At 67.5% G+C, this 19,807-nt stretch carries 25 protein-coding genes; 15 read left to right on the top strand and 10 right to left on the bottom strand.

The window, feature by feature from the left end:
- The first annotated feature begins 386 nt into the window (after window positions 1-386).
- The 5 genes from IEY58_RS22270 (at window position 387) to IEY58_RS22250 (ending at window position 3,864) form a co-directional block, all read left to right on the top strand.
- Complete coding sequence (locus IEY58_RS22270; RefSeq protein ID WP_189049904.1) at window positions 387-608, top strand: hypothetical protein; 222 nt, start codon at window positions 387-389, stop codon at window positions 606-608.
- 196 nt (window positions 609-804) lie between these two features.
- Complete coding sequence (locus IEY58_RS22265) at window positions 805-1,572, top strand: ABC transporter substrate-binding protein (protein WP_189049902.1); 768 nt, start codon at window positions 805-807, stop codon at window positions 1,570-1,572.
- Between the two features lie 80 nt (window positions 1,573-1,652).
- Window positions 1,653-2,420 carry an ABC transporter substrate-binding protein gene (locus tag IEY58_RS22260; protein WP_189049900.1) on the top strand — a complete coding sequence of 256 codons (768 nt, stop codon included), beginning with the start codon at window positions 1,653-1,655 and terminating at the stop codon, window positions 2,418-2,420.
- 37 nt (window positions 2,421-2,457) lie between these two features.
- Window positions 2,458-3,129, top strand: coding sequence for an ABC transporter permease (locus IEY58_RS22255; protein WP_189049898.1), 672 nt, complete (start codon window positions 2,458-2,460; stop codon window positions 3,127-3,129).
- A gap of 24 nt (window positions 3,130-3,153) precedes the next feature.
- On the top strand, window positions 3,154-3,864 hold the full coding sequence (locus tag IEY58_RS22250) for an ABC transporter permease (RefSeq protein WP_308422445.1): 711 nt from the start codon (window positions 3,154-3,156) through the stop codon (window positions 3,862-3,864).
- 69 nt (window positions 3,865-3,933) lie between these two features.
- On the opposite strand, the gene IEY58_RS22245 is transcribed toward IEY58_RS22250, so the two are convergent.
- On the bottom strand, window positions 3,934-4,215 hold the full coding sequence (locus IEY58_RS22245) for a hypothetical protein (RefSeq protein WP_189049894.1): 282 nt from the start codon (window positions 4,213-4,215) through the stop codon (window positions 3,934-3,936).
- Between the two features lie 194 nt (window positions 4,216-4,409).
- Between IEY58_RS22245 and IEY58_RS22240 the strand changes: the two genes are divergently transcribed.
- Window positions 4,410-4,592: an entericidin A/B family lipoprotein gene (locus IEY58_RS22240; protein ID WP_189049892.1), complete on the top strand. Its 183-nt coding sequence runs from the start codon at window positions 4,410-4,412 to the stop codon at window positions 4,590-4,592.
- 14 nt (window positions 4,593-4,606) lie between these two features.
- Here the strand turns inward: IEY58_RS22240 and trpS are convergent, their stop codons facing one another.
- On the bottom strand, window positions 4,607-5,605 hold the full coding sequence (gene trpS / locus IEY58_RS22235; protein WP_189049890.1) for a tryptophan--tRNA ligase: 999 nt from the start codon (window positions 5,603-5,605) through the stop codon (window positions 4,607-4,609).
- Window positions 5,606-5,672: 67 nt separating this feature from the next.
- Window positions 5,673-7,223: a murein biosynthesis integral membrane protein MurJ gene (murJ, locus tag IEY58_RS22230; protein ID WP_189049888.1), complete on the bottom strand. Its 1,551-nt coding sequence runs from the start codon at window positions 7,221-7,223 to the stop codon at window positions 5,673-5,675.
- A gap of 139 nt (window positions 7,224-7,362) precedes the next feature.
- On the opposite strand from murJ, the gene dapB reads away from it, so the two are divergent.
- Window positions 7,363-8,166, top strand: coding sequence for a 4-hydroxy-tetrahydrodipicolinate reductase (gene dapB, locus IEY58_RS22225; protein ID WP_189049886.1), 804 nt, complete (start codon window positions 7,363-7,365; stop codon window positions 8,164-8,166).
- 4 nt (window positions 8,167-8,170) lie between these two features.
- On the opposite strand, the gene IEY58_RS22220 is transcribed toward dapB, so the two are convergent.
- On the bottom strand, window positions 8,171-8,635 hold the full coding sequence (locus tag IEY58_RS22220; protein WP_189049884.1) for an Lrp/AsnC family transcriptional regulator: 465 nt from the start codon (window positions 8,633-8,635) through the stop codon (window positions 8,171-8,173).
- A gap of 92 nt (window positions 8,636-8,727) precedes the next feature.
- Here IEY58_RS22220 and IEY58_RS22215 point away from each other — a divergent pair, with 92 nt between their 5' ends.
- Window positions 8,728-9,600, top strand: a complete 873-nt coding sequence (locus tag IEY58_RS22215) for an EamA family transporter (protein ID WP_189049882.1) — start codon at window positions 8,728-8,730, stop codon at window positions 9,598-9,600.
- Window positions 9,601-9,606: 6 nt separating this feature from the next.
- On the opposite strand, the gene IEY58_RS22210 is transcribed toward IEY58_RS22215, so the two are convergent.
- A complete protein-coding gene (locus IEY58_RS22210) occupies window positions 9,607-10,095 on the bottom strand; it encodes a DUF2244 domain-containing protein (protein WP_189049881.1) in 489 nt (162 codons plus the stop codon).
- A gap of 109 nt (window positions 10,096-10,204) precedes the next feature.
- Here IEY58_RS22210 and nth point away from each other — a divergent pair, with 109 nt between their 5' ends.
- Entirely contained in the window at window positions 10,205-10,846 is a 642-nt protein-coding gene (nth, locus tag IEY58_RS22205) for an endonuclease III (protein ID WP_189049879.1), read from the top strand.
- 6 nt (window positions 10,847-10,852) lie between these two features.
- Here nth and IEY58_RS22200 read toward each other — a convergent pair whose 3' ends face one another.
- From IEY58_RS22200 to IEY58_RS22190, 3 genes are all read right to left on the bottom strand, one after another.
- On the bottom strand, window positions 10,853-11,257 hold the full coding sequence (locus tag IEY58_RS22200) for a hypothetical protein (RefSeq protein WP_189049877.1): 405 nt from the start codon (window positions 11,255-11,257) through the stop codon (window positions 10,853-10,855).
- 313 nt (window positions 11,258-11,570) lie between these two features.
- A complete protein-coding gene (locus tag IEY58_RS22195) occupies window positions 11,571-12,116 on the bottom strand; it encodes a bactofilin family protein (RefSeq protein WP_189049875.1) in 546 nt (181 codons plus the stop codon).
- Window positions 12,117-12,450: 334 nt separating this feature from the next.
- The gene (locus IEY58_RS22190) at window positions 12,451-13,122 is read right to left on the bottom strand and encodes an EI24 domain-containing protein (protein ID WP_189049873.1); all 672 of its coding nucleotides are present in this window, start codon (window positions 13,120-13,122) and stop codon (window positions 12,451-12,453) included.
- Between the two features lie 151 nt (window positions 13,123-13,273).
- On the opposite strand from IEY58_RS22190, the gene IEY58_RS22185 reads away from it, so the two are divergent.
- Window positions 13,274-14,257, top strand: coding sequence for an adenosine kinase (locus tag IEY58_RS22185; protein ID WP_189049871.1), 984 nt, complete (start codon window positions 13,274-13,276; stop codon window positions 14,255-14,257).
- Window positions 14,258-14,287: 30 nt separating this feature from the next.
- Complete coding sequence (gene typA / locus IEY58_RS22180) at window positions 14,288-16,105, top strand: translational GTPase TypA (protein ID WP_189049869.1); 1,818 nt, start codon at window positions 14,288-14,290, stop codon at window positions 16,103-16,105.
- A gap of 130 nt (window positions 16,106-16,235) precedes the next feature.
- On the opposite strand, the gene IEY58_RS22175 is transcribed toward typA, so the two are convergent.
- Complete coding sequence (locus tag IEY58_RS22175; protein WP_189049867.1) at window positions 16,236-16,811, bottom strand: nucleotidyltransferase family protein; 576 nt, start codon at window positions 16,809-16,811, stop codon at window positions 16,236-16,238.
- 142 nt (window positions 16,812-16,953) lie between these two features.
- Here IEY58_RS22175 and IEY58_RS22170 point away from each other — a divergent pair, with 142 nt between their 5' ends.
- Together IEY58_RS22170 and IEY58_RS22165 are read left to right on the top strand one after the other, a co-directional pair.
- The gene (locus IEY58_RS22170) at window positions 16,954-17,133 is read left to right on the top strand and encodes a hypothetical protein (protein WP_189049865.1); all 180 of its coding nucleotides are present in this window, start codon (window positions 16,954-16,956) and stop codon (window positions 17,131-17,133) included.
- On the top strand, window positions 17,130-17,774 hold the full coding sequence (locus IEY58_RS22165; protein ID WP_189049862.1) for a glutathione S-transferase N-terminal domain-containing protein: 645 nt from the start codon (window positions 17,130-17,132) through the stop codon (window positions 17,772-17,774). Before IEY58_RS22170 ends, IEY58_RS22165 begins: the two co-directional genes overlap by 4 nt.
- A 25-nt stretch (window positions 17,775-17,799) precedes the next feature.
- Here IEY58_RS22165 and IEY58_RS22160 read toward each other — a convergent pair whose 3' ends face one another.
- On the bottom strand, window positions 17,800-18,360 hold the full coding sequence (locus IEY58_RS22160; RefSeq protein ID WP_189049860.1) for a TetR/AcrR family transcriptional regulator: 561 nt from the start codon (window positions 18,358-18,360) through the stop codon (window positions 17,800-17,802).
- Between the two features lie 197 nt (window positions 18,361-18,557).
- Between IEY58_RS22160 and IEY58_RS22155 the strand changes: the two genes are divergently transcribed.
- The gene (locus IEY58_RS22155; RefSeq protein WP_189049857.1) at window positions 18,558-19,130 is read left to right on the top strand and encodes a peptidylprolyl isomerase; all 573 of its coding nucleotides are present in this window, start codon (window positions 18,558-18,560) and stop codon (window positions 19,128-19,130) included.
- 146 nt (window positions 19,131-19,276) lie between these two features.
- Window positions 19,277-19,765 (top strand): peptidylprolyl isomerase, encoded by a 489-nt coding sequence (locus IEY58_RS22150; protein WP_189049855.1) that lies wholly within the window; start codon window positions 19,277-19,279, stop codon window positions 19,763-19,765.
- Window positions 19,766-19,807: the final 42 nt, after the last annotated feature.

The raw sequence follows: 19,807 nt of genomic DNA, 5'->3' as shown, positions 1-19,807 counted from the left end.
TGGTAGCAGCCAAGGGCGGCAGCACGGCAAGGGTCATTTGACGCCCCGGAAAATTTATTGCGCCGCTCGAGATTTTGTCGCGCACCCAGGGTTTGGCCGGCGGTTTTGCCGCAGATTTTGGTTTCGGCGGATGACCGTCCAACCGCCTGAAACATTGCGAAACAAACCGCCCGGCTGCGCGAAATCATCGCGGCACAGTGCTGGGCTACACCTGGGCCACCCGAACGCCCACCCGACCCCCCAACCGCTGGCCCAGGGGAGCTTGCCCGTCATGCGTGCTTATCTCGCCGCCTTCCGTCCCCGCGACATCGCCACCGCCATGCCGCTTGTGCTCGGGCTGCTGTCGCTCGGCCTGGCGCTCTACGCGATTAACTGAGGGAGCGCCCATGGCCCGTTTTCCGAAGTGGCAGGACAGCGAGCGCCGCCTGCTCGGTCACGCTTGGGGCAAACTGCCGGTCGAAGAGATCGCCCAGCAGCTTGGCCGGAGCGAGAACGCCATCCGCCAGGAGGCCTACAAGCTGTTCGGCACGACGCTCGATCGGGAGCCGATGCGCCGGCGGCGCAAGCAGCCGCGCGTTCGCTTCTATTCCCTCGGCCTCGCCGACTGACGACATCTCTTCGAAGCCGGACCCCCGCGAACAGGCACGGCTTCTCTCTGCCGCCGTCGAGCCGTTGGCTCCCCCCAGTCCCAGCCCGTCTCGGCGGCGGCAGTTTTTTGACAGATGACGGCACCCGGTAAGGCTTGACGCGAGCCGCCGGCGCCACGACCCTCGACGCCGCTTTTTTCCGTGTTCGAGGTCCGTCATGAATCTTCGCGCCATCCCCCTTGTGTTCGGCCTGCTGCTCGGGCTTGTCACCGCTCCTGTCCTGGCCGCGGATGCGCCGCAGAAGATCCGGATCGCGACCGAAGGGGCCTATCCGCCGTTCAACTACAAGGCGCCGGACGGCACGCTCCAGGGCTTCGACGTCGACATCGCCAATGCCGTCTGCGCCGAGGCCCATCTCGACTGCACGATCGTGGCGCAGGACTGGGACGGCATCATCCCCGGCCTGCTCGCCAGGAAATACGACGCGATCGTGGCCTCGATGGCGATCACCGAGGAGCGCAAGAAGAAGGTCGCCTTCACCGACAAGTATTACCAGATGCCGGCACGCTTCGTGGCGAAGAAGGGCGCCAACTTCACCTTCACCAAGGACGGCCTCAAAGGCAAGGTGATCGGCGCGCAGCGCTCGACCATCCATGCCAGCTACCTCATGGAGAATTATGCCGACGTTGCCGACGTCAAGCTCTACGACACCCAGGAGAACGTGACGCTCGACTTGACGTCCGGGCGGCTCGACCTGGTGCTGGCGAGCTCCGCCGTGCTCCTCGGCAGTTTCCTCAACAAGCCCGAGGGCGTCGACTACGCGTTCGTGGGGCCTGAGCTCAAGCTCGGCGCCGGCACGGCGATCGCCGTGCGCCAGAACGACGACGCCCTGCGCGAGACCTTCAACAAGGCGATCGCCGCGATCCGGGCGAACGGCACTTACCAGAAGATCAACGCTAAATATTTCGACTTCTCGATCTACTAAGCGGCCGGCGGAACGCTTCGCCCGGCCTTGAGGCGAAGCGTTCCGAACAAGGGCCGAGCGAAGACGACAGGAGGAAAGAGATGCGCCTAGCCCTCACAGCCGTGCTCATTGCGGCGGCGGTCGGCATCGCCGGCCACGCCCAGGCCCAGGACAAGGTCCGGATCGCGACCGAAGGCGCCTATGCGCCGTTCAACTACAAGGCGCCGGACGGCACGCTCGAGGGGTTCGACGTCGACATCGCCAAGGCGCTCTGCGACCACGCCCATCTCGAATGCCTGATCGTGGCGCAGGATTGGGACGGCATCATCCCGGGCCTGCTCGCCAAGAAATACGATGCGATCGTCGCCTCCATGTCGATCACGGACGAGCGCAAGAAGAAGGTCGATTTCACCGACAAGTACTATCAGACGCCGGCCCGCTTCGTCGAAAAGAAGGGCGCCGACTTCACGATCTCGAAGGAGGGGTTGAAGGGCAAGACGATCGGCGCCCAGCGCTCGACCATTCATGCGCAATACCTGCAGGAAAATTACGCCGATGTCGCCGACATCAAGCTCTACGACAGCCAGGAAAATGCCGACCTGGACCTGACGGCGGGCCGGCTCGACCTGGTGCTGGCCGATTCGATCGTGCTGCTCGAAGGCTTCCTCAACAAGCCCGAAGGCCAGGATTTCGAATTCGTCGGACCCGAGCTCAAGGACCCGAAATGGTTCGGCGAGGGCGCCGGCATCGCGGTCCGGCCGGGCGACACCAAGCTCAAGGACGCGTTCGACAAGGCGCTGGCCGAGATCCGCAAGGACGGCACCTACGACAAGATCGACGCGAAATATTTCCCCTTCTCGATTTATTGAGCGCCGTTCCCGGCCGCTCTTCTCGAAAGCAAGCTCGATGGATTTGAAGGGCTTCGGCGGCCAGATCCTTACCGGCGCGGGCCTGACCCTGCTGGTCGCGGCCTTGAGCCTCGTGTTCGGCCTGATGATCGGCGGCCTCGGCGCCGCGGCCAAGCTATCGAAATCCAAACGGCTGCGCGCCGCGGCCGAGGCCTACACCACGCTCGTGCGCGGCGTGCCGGAGCTCCTGATCCTGCTGCTGCTCTATTTCGGCGGCACCGTGCTCCTCACCTGGATTGCCGGCGAGTATGTCGAGGTCGACGGCTTCGGCGCCGGCCTGTTCGCGCTCTCGATCTTGTGCGGCGCCTATACGACCGAGGTGCTGCGCGCCGCGATCGCAGGCGTGCCCAAGGGCCAGGCCGAGGCGGCCCGCGCGCTGGGCCTCGACCGAGTGCAGATGGTCCGCCTCGTCCTGCTGCCGCAGGTCTGGCGGCTGGCGCTGCCGGGCCTCGGCAACGTCTGGCTCGTGCTCCTGAAGGACACGTCGCTGATCTCGGTCGTGGGGCTCGAGGAGCTGATGCGGAAATCGGCGATCGCCGCCGGCGCCACGCGCGAGCCCTTCACCTTCTATGCCGTCGCGGCCGGCGTCTATCTCCTGTTCACGACCATCTCCGTCCTCGGCATCGCGGCACTCGAACGCCGCGCCCGGCGCGGCCTGGCGCGGGTCTGAGGGGCAGCGATGGATTGGCAATTGATGCTCGGGAGCCTGCCGCGCTTCCTCGCCGGCGCCTGGCTCAGCCTTGAGCTGATCGCGCTCTCGCTCGTGGCCGGCGCCGTACTGTCCGTGCCGATCGCGTTTGCGCGGGTGAGCCCGCGCCGCGCGCTCTGGATGCCGGCCTTCGGCTATATCTTCTGCCTGCGCGGCACGCCGCTCCTGGTCCAGCTCTATCTGATATATTACGGCGCCGGCCAGTTCGCCTGGGTCCATGCGAGCCCGCTCTGGCCGATCCTGCGTCAGCCGTTCTCCTGCGCGGTCATCGCCTTTGCACTCAACACCGCCGCCTATCAGGCCGAGATCCTGCGCGGCGGCATCATGGCGGTGCCGACCGGCGAGGTCGAGGCGGCGCGGGCGCTCGGCATGAGCCACTGGCTGATCCTGCGCAAGATCGTGCTGCCGCAGGCGCTGAGGCTGACGCTGCCGGCCTACGGCAACGAGATCATCCTGGTCGTGAAGTCATCGTCGCTCGCGAGCACGATCACGCTCTTGGACATCACCGGCGTCGCGCGCTCGATCGTGGCCGAGAGCTTCGCCGTCTATGAGGCGTTCCTCGATGCGGGCGCCGTCTATCTGATCCTGACGTTCTGCATCACGCGCGCCGTGGCGCTCGCCGAGGGACGCCTCATGCGTCACCTCCGGCCCGAGGACCAGGCCGCAGCACCGACGCTGGAGCCTTACGGTGTCTGAAAAGCACGAAGCCGGCGCGGGCGCTTCAAGCGCCCGGACCGGCTTTGCCGTGGGTCGAGGGATTTGACCTTAGTTCGTCGCGGGCTCGATGCCGGCCTGGGCGGACGCCTGGGCGCAGGCATAGGCGCCGTTGCGGGTGTTGGCATAGTACCACTGGCCGGGCACGTGCGACTTGCGCGCGGTCCAGTTGACCCAGACGACCTGGTCGGCCGGGCAGGCGGCCTGTGCCTTGGCCGGGTCGACGAAGAGCGGCGGCAGCTGGTCCGGATGATAGGGCTGGGCAGCGAACGCGCTGCCGCCGGCCAATACAGCGACGGTGGTGCAGAGGGCGGCGAGCATCGACTTGGTCATGATCCATCTCCTGGTTGATCGAGCGGATCGCCGCCCGACGGGAGAAGACGTGGGCGCCGCCGCTTCAGACGTCCAAGATCGATTGGATAAGAAAGTAGACGCGCCGCATATGATCCGGCGGGAACCCGACCGGGAGCACCGGGTTGTCCCGGGCAGAGGCCTCGATCCCGAGGTCGCCGCCCAGGAGGGAAGCCATGCGTCCGATCGTCGCGAACCGCACAACCGCCAAGACCCTATTGCTGCTGGTCCTGCTGGGCGCGCTCGGCCCGACAATCGCCGCCTGCAACACGACCGCCGGCGCAGGCGAGGACCTTAGCAAGGCCGGTCAGGCAATCACCAACTCGGCCGAGCGGAACAAACCGCAAGCGCCGCAGTAGGTCACCCAGTCCGTTCAGGGCCTGAGCATGCCGACCAGGTCCTTGACTGCCGCCATGGTCGGCTCGGCGATCGCATTGGCCCGCTCGGCGCCGCGGCGCAACAGCCGGTCGAGCTCGCCCACGTCCGCCAGGATGCGCGCGCGCTCGTCTGCGATGGGCGCCAGCTTGGCGACGGCGATCTCGGCCAGCGTCTCCTTGAAGCGGGCGAATTCGCCGCCGGCGAAGCGCGCCACCGTGTCGGCGAGGCTGGCATCGGTCAGCGCCGCATAGATGCTGAGCAGATTTTCCGCCTCGGGCCGGGCGGCGGCGGCCTCTACGCTCACCGGCAGCGGCAGGGGATCGGTCTTGGCCTTGCGGATCTTGAGCGCGATCGTGTCGGCGTCGTCGGTCATGTTGATCCGCGAATAATCGGACGCGTCCGACTTCGACATCTTCTTGGTGCCGTCGCGGAGCGACATGACGCGCGTTGCCGGGCCCATGATCACAGGCTCGGGCAGCGGGAAGAAGTCCGGCGCGAACGTCTTGTTGAACATCTGCGCCAGGTCGCGGGCCAGCTCCAGATGCTGCTTCTGGTCCTCGCCGACCGGCACGTGCGTCGCCTTGTAGATCAGGATGTCGGCCGCCATCAGCACGGGATAGGCATAGAGCCCGAGCCCGACCGAATCCTTGTTCTTGCCGGCCTTGTCCTTGAACTGGGTCATGCGGTTGAGCCAGCCGAGCGGCGTCAGGCAGGTCAGGATCCAGCTGAGCTCGGCATGGGCCGACACCATCGACTGGTTGAAGATGACCGCACGCTCGGCGTCGATGCCGGCCGCGATATAGGTCGCAGCCACCTCGCGCGTGCTGGCGCGCAGCGCGGCCGGATCCTGCGGCACGGTGATGGCGTGGAGATCGACGATGCAGAAGATGCAGTCGTACTCGGCCTGCAGCCGCACCCAGTTCTTCAAGGCGCCCAGGTAATTGCCGATATGCAGGTTTCCGGTCGGCTGGATGCCGGACAGAATGCGGTTCATGGGACGGGGACCGAGGCGGTTCGAGGGAGAGAGCGGACGTTCCGGTTAGCCCGGCGGGAAGGACGGGTCAAGCGGGTTGGCGCCGCATGAGCCGCTTCAGGTCGCTCACGCGGGCGGCGCCGAACAGCAGCACGAAGAGGCCGTAGCTGACGAGGCCGGTCACGATGAGGGCGGCCAGCGCCGGATAGCGCACGGCGCCGGCCGTACTGCCGAGGCTCGCCGCCAGCAGCCGGTCGACGCCGACCAGCACGACCGCCATGACAATCGCCGCCAGGATCTGGCGCGGCACGGTCGCAATGAGCCGGTGGTCGAGCGTCAGATGCCCGCGCCGCCGGAGTGCCACGCTCAAGAGCCCGACATTGACCCAGCCGGCCGTGGTGGTCGCGAGCGCATTGCCGACATGGGCGAAGAAGCGACTCAAGACCAGGGTCAGCACCAGATTGACCACGAGCGAGACGACCGCGATCTTGACTGGCGTGCGCGTGTCCTGGCGCGCATAGAAGGCCGGCACCAGCACCTTGACCACGACCAGCGCCGGCAGGCCGAAGGCATAGACGATGAGGGCGAGCGCCGTCTCATGCGCCGCCAGCGGCGTGAAATCGCCACGCACCAGCAGCACCGACAGGATCGGCTCGGCAATGACGGCGAGCGCTGCCGCCGCCGGCAGCGTGAAGAGAAAGGCGAATTCGAGACCGCGGTTCTGCGTGTCGGTCGCGGCCTTGACGTCGCCGCCGCGCAGCTGGCGCGACAGGCTCGGCAGGATCGCCGTGCCGACCGCGATGCCGATGACGGCGAGCGGCAGCTGGTTCAGCCGATCGGCGTAATAGAGGTAGGTCACCGACCCCGCCGGCAGCATGGAGGCGACGTTGGTCGAGACGAACAGGTTGATCTGGTTGACGCTGGCGCCGAACACGCCCGGCCCCATCAGCGCCATGAGCCGCTTGATGTCCGGGGTGAGGCGCGGCATTGGTAGGCGGAGCGCCATGCCGGCCCGGGCGCAGGAGATGGCGAGCCACAGGAACTGCACCAGGCCCGCGATGGTGACGCTCCAGGCGAGCGCGTCGATCACGTGTCCGAACGCCCGGCCCCAGAACACGGCGGCGATCATGAAGATGTTCAGGAGCACCGGCGTGAAGGCGACGGCGCCGAATCGGCCGAGCGAATTCAGGATGCCGCCCTGCAGCGAGACGAGCGAGATGAACAGGAGATAGGGAAAGGTCACGCGCGTCAGCGACGTCGCGGCGGCGAACTGCTCCGGCCGCTCCGTGAAGCCGAAGGCGATCGCCGGGATCAGGAACGGCATGAACGCTTCGGCCAGCACGGTCACGGCCAGGAGCCCGGTCAAGAGCACCGCCATGGCGCGCTCGGCATAGGCGCGCGCGGCGGCCTCGCCCTCGTCGGCGATCTTGTGCGCGAACAGCGGCACGAAGGCGGTCGAGAAGGCGCCCTCGGCGAAGATCGTGCGGAACATGTTCGGCAGGCGCTGCGCCACGACGAACACGTCGGACAGGTGGCCGGCGCCCAGCGCCTGCGCCGTGAGCGTGTCGCGCACGAGGCCCAGCACCCGGCTGATCATGGTATTGCCGCCGATGGCCGCGACGGAACGGAACAGGGACATGGGAGGCGGCGACTTCCGGTCGGAACGGGCACCCCAAGACGGACGCCCTTGTCTGGAAACGGCCGCAACCATACACATGGACCCGGGATGCGCAAAGCGGGCGGCGCAAAGCAGCCGCAACCGTCGAGGAGTGAGCCAGATGAGTGAGTGCCGGATCGGAATCGTCGGTTGCGGCGGCCGGATGGGCCGCATGCTGATCGCCGAGGTCGTGGGAACCACGGGCGCCATGCTCGCCGGCGGCACCGCGCAAGCGGCAACACTCCAAGGCCAGGACCTGGGCAGCCTCGCGGGTCTGGCGCCGCTCGGCGTCACGGTCGGCAATGACGCGGTGGCGCTCGTCCAGGCGAGCGACGTCGTGATCGATTTCACCGCACCGGCCGTGACCGTGCGCCTTGCGGCCCTCGCTGCCGAAGCCGGCAAGGCGCTCGTCGTCGGCACGACCGGGCTCGATCCCGCCCAGACGGCGGCGATCCAAGCGGCCGCCCGGCAGGCGCCGATCGTCTGGTCCGCCAACATGAGCCTGGGCGTCAACCTGCTGCTGGGCCTGGTCGAGCAGGCGGCCGCCCGGCTCGGCCCCGACTACGACATCGAGGTGCTGGAGATGCACCATCGCATGAAGGTCGACGCGCCGTCGGGCACGGCGCTGGCCTTGGGCCACGCGGCGGCGGCCGGGCGCCAGGTGCCGCTCGACGAGGTCTGGGTCAAGAGCCGCGACGGCCACACGGGGGCCCGCGCAAGCGGCACGATCGGCTTCGCGACGCTGCGCGGCGGCGACGTGGTCGGCGACCATACCGTGATGTTCGCCGGCCTCGGCGAGCGGGTCGAGCTCGGCCACAAGGCGTCGGACCGGCGCATCTATGCCCGTGGCGCCGTGCGCGCCGCCCTCTGGGTCAAGGGCCGCCCGCCCGGCCTCTACGGCATGAAGGACGTGCTCGGGCTCTGAGCGTTCAGCCCGGCAGCGGCAGCGAGCGCGGCGGCACCGGCGAGGATTGGATGATCGAGGTCGTGGTCTGCCCGTAGGCGAGGAAAGCGTCGAGCGCGCCGTCGAGCGCGTCGATACTCTCCAGATGCATCTTCAGGATGAAGCAATCCTCGCCGGTGATGCGGTGGCACTCGACGACGCGCGGGCTCAGCCGCGCCAGCTCGATGATCTTCGGCAGCTGCCCGGGCATCGGGCGGATCCGCACCATGACCGCGACCGGATAGCCCAGCGCCTTGGGATCGAGCTCGAGGCGGACGCCGCGGATGACGCCCGCCTCCTCGAGCCGCTGCACCCGTTCGCGCACCGCCGGGGCCGACATGCCGACGGCCCGCGCCAGCTCGGACATGCCGATGCGCGGCCGCTCCGTCATCGCGCGCAGAATCGAGATGTTGGTCTCATCGGCCAGAAGCGTCGAAACTTGAAAGCTCATTCGGACAATTTCCTTCGACGTGAAGGAGGATAGCGTTTCATACCTTCATCCGCTTATAGAGCATCGACGCCGGCGCCGCCATACTGATCGGCATGCCGACCGACCAAGCCCTGCCAAACCCACCGCCGCTCGTCGAGCGGGTGCCGCCGCACGCCTATTTCGTCGTGAGCGCGGTGTTCCACTATCTCGGCCCCTCGTTCGCGGTCCTGCTGTTCGCCCGGATCGAGCCGCTCGGCGTCGCCTGGCTGCGCATCGCGAGCGCCGCCGTGATCTTCGCGCTCTGGCGGCGGCCCTGGCGCACCTTCGGCCGGCTGGCCCCGGCTGAGCGCCTGGCAGCCCTCGGGCTCGGCATCGTGCTCGCCGTCATGAATTCCGTGTTCTATCTGGCGATCCAGGCTTTGCCGCTCGGCACGGTCGGCGCGATCGAGTTCCTGGGCCCGATCGGGCTTGCGGCTTTGGGCCTTCGTTCGCCGCGCAATCTTGCGGCTCTGCTGCTGGCAGCGGCAGGCGTCTTCGTTCTGACCGACGTGCGCATTGCGGGCGCGCCCTTGGGCTATGTCTTCGCCTTCGCCAATTGCGCGCTGTTCGTGCTCTACATCGTGCTCGGCCACCGGCTGTCGGGCGCCGGCGGTATCGACCGCCTGGGCCTTGCCATGATGATTGCCATGGTCGCGGCCCTGCCGTTCGGCCTTGGCGACGCGGCGCCGGCGTTCCGCGAGCCCTGGCTGCTCGCGGCCGGCATCGGCGTCGGCGTGTCCTCCTCGGTCATCCCCTACGTCACAGACCAACTCGCCATGGCGCGCCTGCCGCGCGCGAGCTTCGCGCTCATGCTGTCGATCCTGCCAGCCACGGCGGCGGCGATCGGCTTTCTCGTGCTGAAGCAGGTTCCAAGCCCGGCAGAGCTCGCAGGCATCGGCCTGGTCGTCGTCGGCGTGGCCCTGCATCGGACCGTCGAGGCGCAATAAGCCGGATCAGACCGGATGGGTGCGATAGCGGACGAGCGCGTCGTCGAGCTCGCCCGCGAGCCGGCGGCGCTCGTCAGGTGACAGGAAGCTGCCGACCGCGAGCTCGCGGCCGTGCGAGGTCAGCACCAGGCGGCTGGCGCGACCGTCGATCTCGATCAGCTTGATGCGCAGCCAGAACGCCTGGAAGCGCCAGCGCCGGACCTCGCCGCGTACGCCCACCCGTTCGACCGTGACGTCGTCGCCGACGAGGCGGATGGTCTCGCTGACGCGGGCCGCCCGATAGGACAGGCGGAAGGCGCCATAGAGCAGCAGCAGGTCGAGCACAAAGAAGCCGGTCACCGGCCAGGCGCCCATCCTCACGAAGGCGATGCCGGTCACGAAGCTGACCCCGGCCATGGCCAGCATCAGCAGCAGGAAACCCCAGGGCGTCAGGCTGCGATGGGGCCGGAGCACCGTTTCGTAGAGCGGCGTCGGCTCGGATACGGCATCATTCATGATTTCGTAATCATAAAGCCGCGCACGTGGGCCGGTAAAGCCGGGCCACATGGGCTGGCGCGGGCATCCGCCGCCCTATACTCTCCCCGCCATCATGACGTCCGCGCTGATGACCAAATCCGACATCGAGGGGTTCTTTCAACGGCTTGCCGAGCGGCTGCCGGCGCCGGAGACCGAGCTCGAATATTCCAACCCTTTCACGCTCCTGGTCGCGGTCGTGCTGTCGGCCCAGGCGACCGACGTCGGCGTCAACAAGGCGACGAAGACCTTGTTCCAGATCGCCGACACGCCGGCCAGGATGGCGGCGCTGGGCGAAGAGACCATCCGCGAGCACATCAAGACGATCGGCCTGTTCAACACCAAGGCCAAGAACGTGCTGAAACTGTCGGAGATCCTGGTCGCCCAGCATGGCGGCGAGGTGCCGCGCGACCGCGAGGCGCTGGAGGCGCTGCCGGGCGTCGGCCGCAAGACCGCGAACGTGGTGCTGAACGTGGCGTTCGGCAAGCCGACCATTGCGGTCGACACCCATATCTTCCGGGTCGGCAACCGCACGGGCCTCGCCCCCGGCAAGACGCCGCGCGCGGTCGAGGATGCGCTCATGAAGCGCGTGCCGGCCCGCTGGCGGCTTCACGCCCACCACTGGCTGATCCTGCACGGGCGCTATACCTGCAAGGCCCGCAAGCCCGAGTGCCCGACCTGCCCGGTCGCGGACCAGTGCCGCTACCCAGCCAAGACGGAGCTGGCTGCCTGAAGAAGCTTACTTCGCCGAGGCGGAGCGCTGGTCAGGGAACGGCGTGCAACCGTTGTCGGGGGTACCGAGCTTGATCCGGTCGCGCGTCGTCGCATGCGCGACCTTGAGCCCGCCGTCACCAGGATAGAGGAACACGTCGAGCACGCAGGAGGCGCTGCGATACTGCCAGATCTCCGCCGGCGGATCGCGGCGGGTGAAATCCGGCGTGCCCAGGCGCTGCACCAGCTGCCGGTCGGACATGTCATGGAGCGACGCCATCTCGGCCACGGCGAAGTGGGCGCGCGCCGGCTGGGGCGAGCGATAGCTGACGTCGGCGGGTGAGAGTGCCGCCTGGGGGGCGCCGGTCGAGCAGGCCGCAAGGCTGAGGGCGATAAGGGCGGCCGCGACGGGGCCCCGAACACGTTTCGACACTTGTTTCGGCGGCAGGCCAGCGGCCCAACCGCGAGGAACCGGACACGCGCCCTCTACGACGCCCGCGGCCGAGCCGGACGTGGCAACCACAATAAACCCCCTGAAAACCGCCCCGCGGATACTTGCCGGATTCCGATCTTGCGACGCAACAGGAATCCCAGGGGAATCCCGCGACTCGACGCATCTTTCGAAATACAACCCAGGACCGTAGCGGCCGAGTGTTTAGATTCTGTAAAGGAAAATCGCCGGGATCCCGGGTGCTTGGCCGACGGAACCTCCGCCGACCAGGCCCCCGGGGCGTCCGGCAACCGGATCAGACGATCCGGGTCGCGTTCATGTCTTTGTGCGAGTCGCTGGCGGCCGAGGCCGGGGCGCTGGCGGACGCCGACCCGCTCGTGGGCTTGGCCTCGAACTCTTCCATGCCGGTCGCCTGCACGTCGCCCGAGACCTGGCCGCCGCATTCGATCTCGAGCTGGCCGTAGCGGATCGTGCCGGAGACCCGGCCCGTCGCCTTGATGAGCAGCCGCTTCTTCACCGTAAGCGAGCCTTCGAACCGGCCGCGGATTTCGGTGTTGTCGACCGAGGCCGTGCCCTTGAACAGGCCGGTCTGGGCGATCTCCACTTCCTTGCAGTTCGCCAGGTTCGCCTCGACGCTGCCCTCGACCAGCAGGCGGTCGCAGGTCGTGATCTCGCCCGAGAGCGTGATCTCGCGACCGACGAGCAGCTGGCGCAGCTCCGGTTCGAGCCTGGCGGCCGGGGCGGCAGCCGGAGCCGCAGCCGGCGTGGCGCCGAAGGACGACGCGGCACTCGGGGCGGCGGGGGACGGCTCGGCGGGACGGCGGGGCAATTCGGTGGTCATCGGTCTTACTACCTCAGGCATGGCGGGACGCATCGGAATGGTTGACACACGGTTGGGCAGGGTCGGTTGCGAGGGCTGGGCCAGGGCCGGGCTGGGACCCGGCCGCGGGGCAGTCTTGGCGGCCGGAGCCACGAGATTTTCCGGCGCGAGCGCCTGATCGGGCGCTCCGTCTTCGCCTTCAGTCTTCTTGCGGCGGAACATGTATCGGATCCCCAGAGTTTGACGTGCGATGTGTTTGACGTGCGATTGTCGACAACGAGCTTGGAGCAACTTCACCCTGGCGCGTCTGCCAGAGGCAAGATTATTCAGGCGACCTTATCCGGCAGCGGCCCGTTCAGATCGGATCCAGCTCCCGGAACCGTTCGACCAGATGGACGGCAGCCGCGAGACCGATGATCGGCGCCACGAGGTTGACGACCGGAAGGGCAAACAACCCTGCGACGACCATGCCGGTGAGGAGGAACCTCGGCCGATGCCGTCGCCACAGCCGCTCAGCCGCGCGCCAGTCGACCCGCCGGAGCGCCACGGCATCGAAGTATTCGCGCCCGAGAAGGTAGCCGTTCAGGCCGAGAAATAGAATCAGATTCAAGCCGGGAAACAGCAGGTATAGGGGTAGTGCAACGAGGTTGAGCGCCAAGCCAATGAGGGCCAGCCTGACGCCACTCCACAGGTTTGCCATTCGCCGAGCGGTCGGCGGCGTGGCAAGATTGGGATAATAGCGCCGTTCGACCGCGACGATGATCGCCTCGGCATAGAAGCTGAGGATCATCAGCACGACGCTCGGGAACAGGAGCCAGGTCACGACCGGGGCGGCGAAGGCGCCGAGCAGGTCGGCCAGCAGCTCGATCCAATGCTCCTGCCGGGCGAGCATCGCGTGGATGACGCCGGCGACGACGACCCAGAGTGCCGCGAAGACCAGCAAGGCCCAGACGAGGGAGCGGATGAGCGGTCCGCGCATTTCGGGCTGAGGCAATTGCGCAAAGGCGCGGGTGAGAGCGGAGACCATCGATGGATGAAGCTCGAGCGAGCAAAGAGGAAAGGGCAGGACGTCGCGGCGTTAGCGGATACTACCCCTGCGCCCGGGTCGGTTGCCAGCGGAGCGGAAATTCATATACTGCGCCGCAAAATTTGTCCTCTGTCCAGGATATGCCTCGTCCATGACGACCGCACCGTTCGACGTCGTCGGCATCGGCAATGCCATTGTCGACGTGATCAGCCAGGCCGACGACGCCTTCCTCGCCGCCCATGCGATGGACAAGGGCGCCATGATGCTGATCGACGAAGCGCGCGCCGAAGCGATCTATGCCGCCATGGGCCCGGGCATCGAAGCCTCGGGCGGCTCCGCCGGCAATACCATCGCGGGCCTCGCCTCTCTCGGCGGCACGGCCGGCTATATCGGCAAGGTGCGCGACGACCTGCTGGGCAAGGTCTTCCGCCACGACATCACGGCGGCGGGCGTCACCTTCCCGACGCCGGCCGCCGTGGACGGCCCGGCGACGGCGCGCTGCCTCATCCTGGTCACGCCGGACGCGCAGCGCACCATGAACACGTTCCTCGGCGCCTGCGTGGGCTTGAGCCCCGCGGACGTCGATGCGGATTTCATCCAGAGCGCGCAGGTGACATACCTCGAGGGCTATCTCTACGATCCGCCCCTGGCGCAGGCCGCCTTCCGCAAGGCGGCCGAGATCGCGCATGCCGCCGGCCGCAAGGTGTCGCTGTCGCTGTCGGACAGTTTCTGCGTCCATCGCCATCGCCAGGCGTTTCTCGACCTGGTCGAGGGCCATGTCGACGTGCTGTTCGCGAACGAGGCGGAACTGACCGCTCTCTTCGAGACCGACGATTTCGACCAGGCGGTGGCACGTGTCCGCCGCATGACCGAGCTCGCCGCGGTGACCCGCAGCGCCAAGGGCTCGGTCATCGTCAGTGCCACGGAAGCGGTCGCGGTTCCGGCCGCGCCGGTCGCGCGTGTCGTGGACACGACCGGCGCCGGCGACCTTTATGCCGCGGGCTTCCTTTATGGCCTGACCCGCAACCTGCCGCTCGCCGAATGCGGGCGGATCGGCAGCCTGGCGGCCGCCGAGATCATCAGCCACTACGGCGCCCGCCCCGAGACGTCGCTCGCGGCCCATATCAAGGCCTGAGACGGCCTGAAAGAGACATCCGAGAGTCCCATGGATATCCGTAATATCGCCATCATCGCCCACGTCGACCACGGCAAGACCACGCTGGTCGACGCGCTCCTGCGCCAGAGCGGCACCTTCCGCTCGAACCAGCAGGTGGCCGAGCGCGCCATGGACTCGAACGATCTCGAGCGCGAGCGCGGCATCACCATCCTGGCCAAGTGCACGTCCGTCGTCTGGAAGAACACGCGGCTCAACATCGTCGACACGCCGGGCCATGCCGACTTCGGCGGCGAGGTCGAGCGCATCTTGAGCATGGTCGACGGCGTCGTCGTGCTGGTCGACGCGGCCGAGGGCCCGATGCCGCAGACCAAGTTCGTCGTCGGCAAGGCCTTGAAGCAGGGCCTGAAGCCGATCGTGCTCATCAACAAGGTCGACCGGCCCGACGCCCGCGTGCAGGAAGTGCACAACGAGGTGTTCGACCTCTTCGCCATGCTGGACGCGACCGACGAGCAGCTCGACTTCCCGACGCTGTTCGCTTCCGGCCGCAACGGCTGGGCCGCCGAGTCGCTGGATGCCCCGCGCGAGGACCTGTCGCCGCTGTTCGAGCTCATCGTGCGCCATGTCGAACCGCCCAAGGGCGACACGGAAGCGCCCTTCGCCATGCTGGCGACCACGCTCGAGGCCGATCCGTACCTCGGCCGCGTCCTGACCGGCCGCATCCTCAGGGGCACGGCCAAGATCAACATGGCGGTGAAGTCGCTGCGCCGCGACGGCTCGGTGATCGAGCAGGGCCGGCTCTCGAAGCTGCTCTCGTTCCGCGGCCTCGAGCGCGTGCCGGTCGACCAGGCCGAGGCCGGCGACATCATCGCCGTCGCGGGCCTGACCGACACGACCGTCGCCGACACGATCTGCGCGCCGGAAGTGACCGAGGCGATCGCGGCCACGCCGATCGATCCGCCGACGCTTGCCATGACCTTCTCGGTCAACGACAGCCCGATCGCCGGCCGCGAAGGCTCGAAGGTCACGTCGCGCATGATCGCCGAGCGCCTGTTCCGCGAGGCCGAGGGCAATATCGCGATCCAGGTGCGCGAGACCGCCGACAAGGACGCGCTCGAAGTGGCCGGCCGCGGCGAATTGCAGCTGGGCGTGCTGATTGAGAACATGCGCCGCGAAGGCTTCGAGCTGTCGATCTCGCGCCCGCGCGTGCTGTTCAAGACCGAGAATGGCCAGCGCCTGGAGCCGATCGAGGAAGTGCAGATCGACGTCGACGAGGAATTCTCCGGCGTCGTGGTCGAGAAGATGAGCCTGCGCAAGGCCGAGCTCTCCGACATGCGGCCGTCGGGCGGCGGCAAGACCCGCGTCACGTTCCTGGCGCCGTCGCGCGGCCTCATCGGCTATCAGGGCGAGTTCATGACCGACACGCGCGGCACGGGGCTCATGAGCCGCCTCTTCCACGGCTACGCGCCCTACAAGGGCCCGATCGAGGGCCGGCGCAACGGCGCGCTCATCTCGAACAGCGACGGCAATGCGGTGGCCTACGCGCTCTGGAACCTGGAGGACCGCGGGCCGATGTTCATCGTGCCGGGTGCCGCCATCTACCAGGGCATGATCATCGGCGAGCACAACCGCGAGAACGATCTCGAGGTGAACGCGCTCAAGGCCAAGCAGCTGACCAACATCCGCACGACGTCCAAGGACGAGGCGATCCGCCTCACGCCGCCGCGCATCATGACGCTCGAGCAGGCGATCGCCTATATCGAGGACGACGAGCTGGTCGAGGTCACGCCGAAGAGCGTGCGCCTGCGCAAGAAGCTGCTGGACCCGAACGAGCGCAAGCGCGCGAGCCGCGCGGCCGAAGCCTCGTAAGGATCGGATCCCACAAAAAGGGCCGGATCGGGCAGCCGATCCGGCCCTTTTGCCGTTTTGGATCAGCCGCGAGTCGTCTTGACGCAGCCGGCGCCATGGTTCGGCGTCGCGGGTTCAAGCAGCCCTCGGCTTATGTGCTGGGCGACACGATGGTGAGCCACGGCCAGCGCGCCCGGTAGCTCTCGGCCTTGGCCTGGAACAGCGCCGGCCGGGGATTGGCTGCGTTCATGCGCAGGATGCCGTCCCACAGCTCGGCGAGGCCGTAGGGCGCGTGAAGCGCGCCGTCGGCGGCCCGGATGCCGACGCAGGTGCAGGCGACGAGATAGCGCCCTATGCCGTCCTCGACGGATGTCAGCGCCGGATAGCCCGCACCGAAGCGCTGGCCGTACCAGAGATGGACGCGCGCCTGGTTCTTCACTTCGACCTCGACGCCCAAGTCGGCGAACAGGTCGCGCGCCTGGCGGATCACCCGGTCCTCGGCCTCCCAGCTCAAGTCCGCTCCGTCGAAATAGAACACGTCGTAGTCCTTGATGTCGGCCTCGGCCGCCCGCCCGGCAAGCCGGTTCCACACCGCCTGATAGAGGCAGCCTGCGACCAGATACGCCTCGGGCAATCCCAGCGCCGGCAGCCGGCGCAGGATCTCGGCGTTGGCTCGATTTTCCAGCGCCCATTGCCGGAGCAAAGCCGCCCGGTCCTCCTCGGTCATGCTCGCCTCCTCATCGTCCCGTCTTGTGGCCCGCACCACCGGAAGGCGGAAGTGCGATCTTACATACCGCTAGTATGATATTGCGTACTCATGGTATGTACTCTGGGTCTGATGATCTGAACCGCATGACCGGGAGGCTGCGATGATCGCCATTTGGATCGTGATTGCCCTGTTCGCCGCCGGTGACGCCACGAGCGACGCCGTCACCAACGCACCCCGCGACGAGGCCGGCAAGGCCGCCGTTGCGGCGACCGCCGGGACCCCCGCCACGACCGCCCCCCTCGACCAGCAAGCCGCAAAATCACGGGAGCCAGCACCATGAAGCTCTACGCCAGTCCGTTCGCCTGTTCCTTCACCGTCCGCTTGGCGCTTGCCGAGGCCGGGCTCAACGTGGAGACCCGCTGGGTCGATCTCGCGACCAAGCGGGCCCAGGACGGCACCGACCTCACAACCCTCAATCCGAAGGGCCAGGTGCCGACGCTGGTACTCGACGACCGCGCCGTGCTGACCGAGGTCGGCGCCATTCTCCAATATGTCGGGGACCAGGCGTCCGGCCGGCAGCTGGTGCCGCCGGCCACGTCGTTCGAGCGCTATCGGCTGCAGGAATGGCTGAGCTTCGTCGCCGGCGAGCTGCACAAGATTCTAAGTGTGCTGCTGATCATTGCCCCGACGGTTGATCCGGCCGGGGCCGAAAGCGCACGCCGCCTGGCGCGGCATCTCCTGCCGCAGCGCTTCGGGCATGTCGCCCGGGCACTCAGCACCGGCTCGTTCCTCATGGGCGAGTATTTCACCGTAGCCGACGCCTATCTGTTCAACATGCTGATCTGGGCGCGCTACGTGGAATTCGACCTTTCGCCCTGGCCCGAGCTCGGCGCCTATTTCGACCGGGTCGCGGCCCGGCCGGCCATTGCGGCCGTGTTCGCGGAGGAACGCGAGGCGCGCGTCGCGGCGCAGCGTCGCTGAAGCGCGCGCGTTCGGTACGAAACGCTCACGCAGCCGGAGCCTGCTCCGGCTGCGTGCGCAGTGCGTCGAGCATCCCTTCGATCTCGGCCCGCACGCTGGCAAGCCCGGCCGCCGGATCGTCGAGCTGCGCCAGGTAGCGCGCGGCTTCCGTCAAGGCCCCGTAGATCGTTGCCGCCAAAGGCTCCATCGGCCGGGGCCGGATCTGACCGGCCTTGATCGCCCCGCGGATGCCGGCCGTGATCAGGCCCAGCGAATGGCGGGCGCAGACCTCGCGCCACACATCCCAGCCCAGGACCGACGGCCCCTCGCGCAACAGAAGCCGCTGGGTCCCGGCATCCATCATCAGATCGAGGAAGGCGAGGCAGCCGCCCTTCAGCATGCTGAAGGGATCGCCATGGCCGCACGCCGCCATGATGTCGGCGAGGAGCTGGTCCTCCCCCTCTTCATAGACGGCGTGAAAGATCGCCTTCTTGTCGGTGAAATGATGGTAGAACGCGCCCTTGGTGAGCTCCGCCGCCCGGGTAATGTCGTCAACCGAGGTTTCTGCATAGCCGTGGGCGCGGAACAGGCTGCGGGCGGCAGCCATCAATTTGGCCAGCGAAGCGGCCGAGCGTTCTTCCTGGGTTGCCATTGCATGACGCTAGCATGCAGGCGATCGCCGAAGCCAGCAGGGAGGCGACATGCCAGGCTTTTCCGGCAGCGGCGGCTCCGCTATCGTCGCGGCCTTTCCTCACCGGTCCCCAGGATCGCCCATAAGGCCAGGACCCCCCATAAGGATCGACCATGCAGAAGCTGTTTCGCGTCCTGCTCCTTCTCGTCGCCCTCGTGATGGCCCCGCTGGTCGTCTCCGGGGCCGCCCACGCCCAGGCGACCGACCCGGAGAACACGCTCTACCTCGACATTCCCGCCGGCCGCGTCGTGATCAAGCTGCGGCCCGACCTGGCGCCCAACCATGTGGCGCGCATCAAGGAGCTGGTGCACCGCGGCTTCTACGACGGGCTCACCTTCCACCGCGTCATCCCGGGCTTCATGGCGCAGACCGGCGATCCGCTCGGCAACGGCTCGGGCGGCTCGGGCAAGAACATCAAGGCGGAATTCTCGCACGAGCATTTCGCCCGCGGCATCGTCGGCATGGCGCGCGCCAACTCGTTCGATTCCGCCGACAGCCAGTTCTTCATCACCACGGGCGACGCGGGCTTCCTCGACGGCAAGTACACCGTCTTCGGCCAGGTCGTCTCGGGCATGGAGTTCGTCGACAAGCTCGCGGCCGGGACCGAGGCCAACAACGGCGCCGTCGCCCATCCGGACAAGATCATCCGCCTGCAGATCGCGGCCGACGCGGACAAGAAGTCGTAAGGCATCCGCCGGCTTGCCGGCCCGACTTGCCAGCTCGACTTGCCAGCTCGACTTGCCAGCTCGACTTGCCAGCCCGACTTGTTAGACCGTCGCGGGATCGCTAAGGTCCCGCGACTTTTTCCTTTCCGGAACGCTGGAGGACCGCCATGGCGGCAGATCTCGAAAACACCCTCTATCTCGAAGTGCCGACCGGCCGTGTCGTCATCGAAATGCGCCCCGACCTGGCGCCGAACCATGTCGCCCAGATCAAGCGGCTGGCGCGTGAGGGCTTCTACGACGGCATCGTGTTCCACCGCGTGATCGACGGCTTCATGGTGCAGACGGGCTGCCCGCGCGGCGACGGCACCGGCGGCTCGGGCAGCAAGCTCAAGGCCGAATTCAACGACAAGAAGCACGTCCGCGGCGTCTGCTCCATGGCGCGCGCCATGGACCCGAACTCGGCCGACAGCCAGTTCTTCATCATGCTCGGCACCTCGCCACATCTCGACGGCCAGTACACGGCCTGGGGCGAGGTCGTCTCCGGCATGGAGCACATCGACGCGATCAAGAAGGGCAACTCGGCGCGCAACGGCAGCGTCACCGACCCGGACAAGATCGTGAGCATGAAGGTCGCGGCCGACGTCGAAGCGGCCTGAGCGCCCGATCCTGGACCCTGCGGGTGGCCTCCTAGAACGATA

This window comes from Aliidongia dinghuensis, from assembly GCF_014643535.1.
In the GTDB taxonomy this organism is placed as follows: domain Bacteria; phylum Pseudomonadota; class Alphaproteobacteria; order ATCC43930; family CGMCC-115725; genus Aliidongia; species Aliidongia dinghuensis.
Note: the sequence above shows the minus strand (reverse complement) of the source record. Positions and strands in the feature narration are given on the sequence as shown.

What these genes read in the sequence shown, in the direction of transcription:
- trpS (WP_189049890.1), bottom strand. Translation starts at nt 5,605, where the DNA reads ATGAACCGCATTCTGTCCGGCATCCAGCCGACCGGAAACCTGCATATC.
- IEY58_RS22150 (WP_189049855.1), top strand. Translation starts at nt 19,277, where the DNA reads ATGGCGGCAGATCTCGAAAACACCCTCTATCTCGAAGTGCCGACCGGC.
- IEY58_RS22185 (WP_189049871.1), top strand. Translation starts at nt 13,274, where the DNA reads ATGACGACCGCACCGTTCGACGTCGTCGGCATCGGCAATGCCATTGTC.
- nth (WP_189049879.1), top strand. Translation starts at nt 10,205, where the DNA reads ATGACCAAATCCGACATCGAGGGGTTCTTTCAACGGCTTGCCGAGCGG.
- dapB (WP_189049886.1), top strand. Translation starts at nt 7,363, where the DNA reads ATGAGTGAGTGCCGGATCGGAATCGTCGGTTGCGGCGGCCGGATGGGC.
- IEY58_RS22215 (WP_189049882.1), top strand. Translation starts at nt 8,728, where the DNA reads ATGCCGACCGACCAAGCCCTGCCAAACCCACCGCCGCTCGTCGAGCGG.
- IEY58_RS22260 (WP_189049900.1), top strand. Translation starts at nt 1,653, where the DNA reads ATGCGCCTAGCCCTCACAGCCGTGCTCATTGCGGCGGCGGTCGGCATC.
- IEY58_RS22195 (WP_189049875.1), bottom strand. Translation starts at nt 12,116, where the DNA reads ATGACCACCGAATTGCCCCGCCGTCCCGCCGAGCCGTCCCCCGCCGCC.
- IEY58_RS22220 (WP_189049884.1), bottom strand. Translation starts at nt 8,635, where the DNA reads ATGAGCTTTCAAGTTTCGACGCTTCTGGCCGATGAGACCAACATCTCG.
- typA (WP_189049869.1), top strand. Translation starts at nt 14,288, where the DNA reads ATGGATATCCGTAATATCGCCATCATCGCCCACGTCGACCACGGCAAG.
- IEY58_RS22250 (WP_308422445.1), top strand. Translation starts at nt 3,154, where the DNA reads ATGCTCGGGAGCCTGCCGCGCTTCCTCGCCGGCGCCTGGCTCAGCCTT.
- murJ (WP_189049888.1), bottom strand. Translation starts at nt 7,223, where the DNA reads ATGTCCCTGTTCCGTTCCGTCGCGGCCATCGGCGGCAATACCATGATC.
- IEY58_RS22165 (WP_189049862.1), top strand. Translation starts at nt 17,130, where the DNA reads ATGAAGCTCTACGCCAGTCCGTTCGCCTGTTCCTTCACCGTCCGCTTG.
- IEY58_RS22240 (WP_189049892.1), top strand. Translation starts at nt 4,410, where the DNA reads ATGCGTCCGATCGTCGCGAACCGCACAACCGCCAAGACCCTATTGCTG.
- IEY58_RS22175 (WP_189049867.1), bottom strand. Translation starts at nt 16,811, where the DNA reads ATGACCGAGGAGGACCGGGCGGCTTTGCTCCGGCAATGGGCGCTGGAA.
- IEY58_RS22190 (WP_189049873.1), bottom strand. Translation starts at nt 13,122, where the DNA reads ATGGTCTCCGCTCTCACCCGCGCCTTTGCGCAATTGCCTCAGCCCGAA.
- IEY58_RS22170 (WP_189049865.1), top strand. Translation starts at nt 16,954, where the DNA reads ATGATCGCCATTTGGATCGTGATTGCCCTGTTCGCCGCCGGTGACGCC.
- IEY58_RS22160 (WP_189049860.1), bottom strand. Translation starts at nt 18,360, where the DNA reads ATGGCTGCCGCCCGCAGCCTGTTCCGCGCCCACGGCTATGCAGAAACC.
- IEY58_RS22155 (WP_189049857.1), top strand. Translation starts at nt 18,558, where the DNA reads ATGCAGAAGCTGTTTCGCGTCCTGCTCCTTCTCGTCGCCCTCGTGATG.
- IEY58_RS22210 (WP_189049881.1), bottom strand. Translation starts at nt 10,095, where the DNA reads ATGAATGATGCCGTATCCGAGCCGACGCCGCTCTACGAAACGGTGCTC.
- IEY58_RS22265 (WP_189049902.1), top strand. Translation starts at nt 805, where the DNA reads ATGAATCTTCGCGCCATCCCCCTTGTGTTCGGCCTGCTGCTCGGGCTT.
- IEY58_RS22255 (WP_189049898.1), top strand. Translation starts at nt 2,458, where the DNA reads ATGGATTTGAAGGGCTTCGGCGGCCAGATCCTTACCGGCGCGGGCCTG.
- IEY58_RS22245 (WP_189049894.1), bottom strand. Translation starts at nt 4,215, where the DNA reads ATGACCAAGTCGATGCTCGCCGCCCTCTGCACCACCGTCGCTGTATTG.
- IEY58_RS22270 (WP_189049904.1), top strand. Translation starts at nt 387, where the DNA reads ATGGCCCGTTTTCCGAAGTGGCAGGACAGCGAGCGCCGCCTGCTCGGT.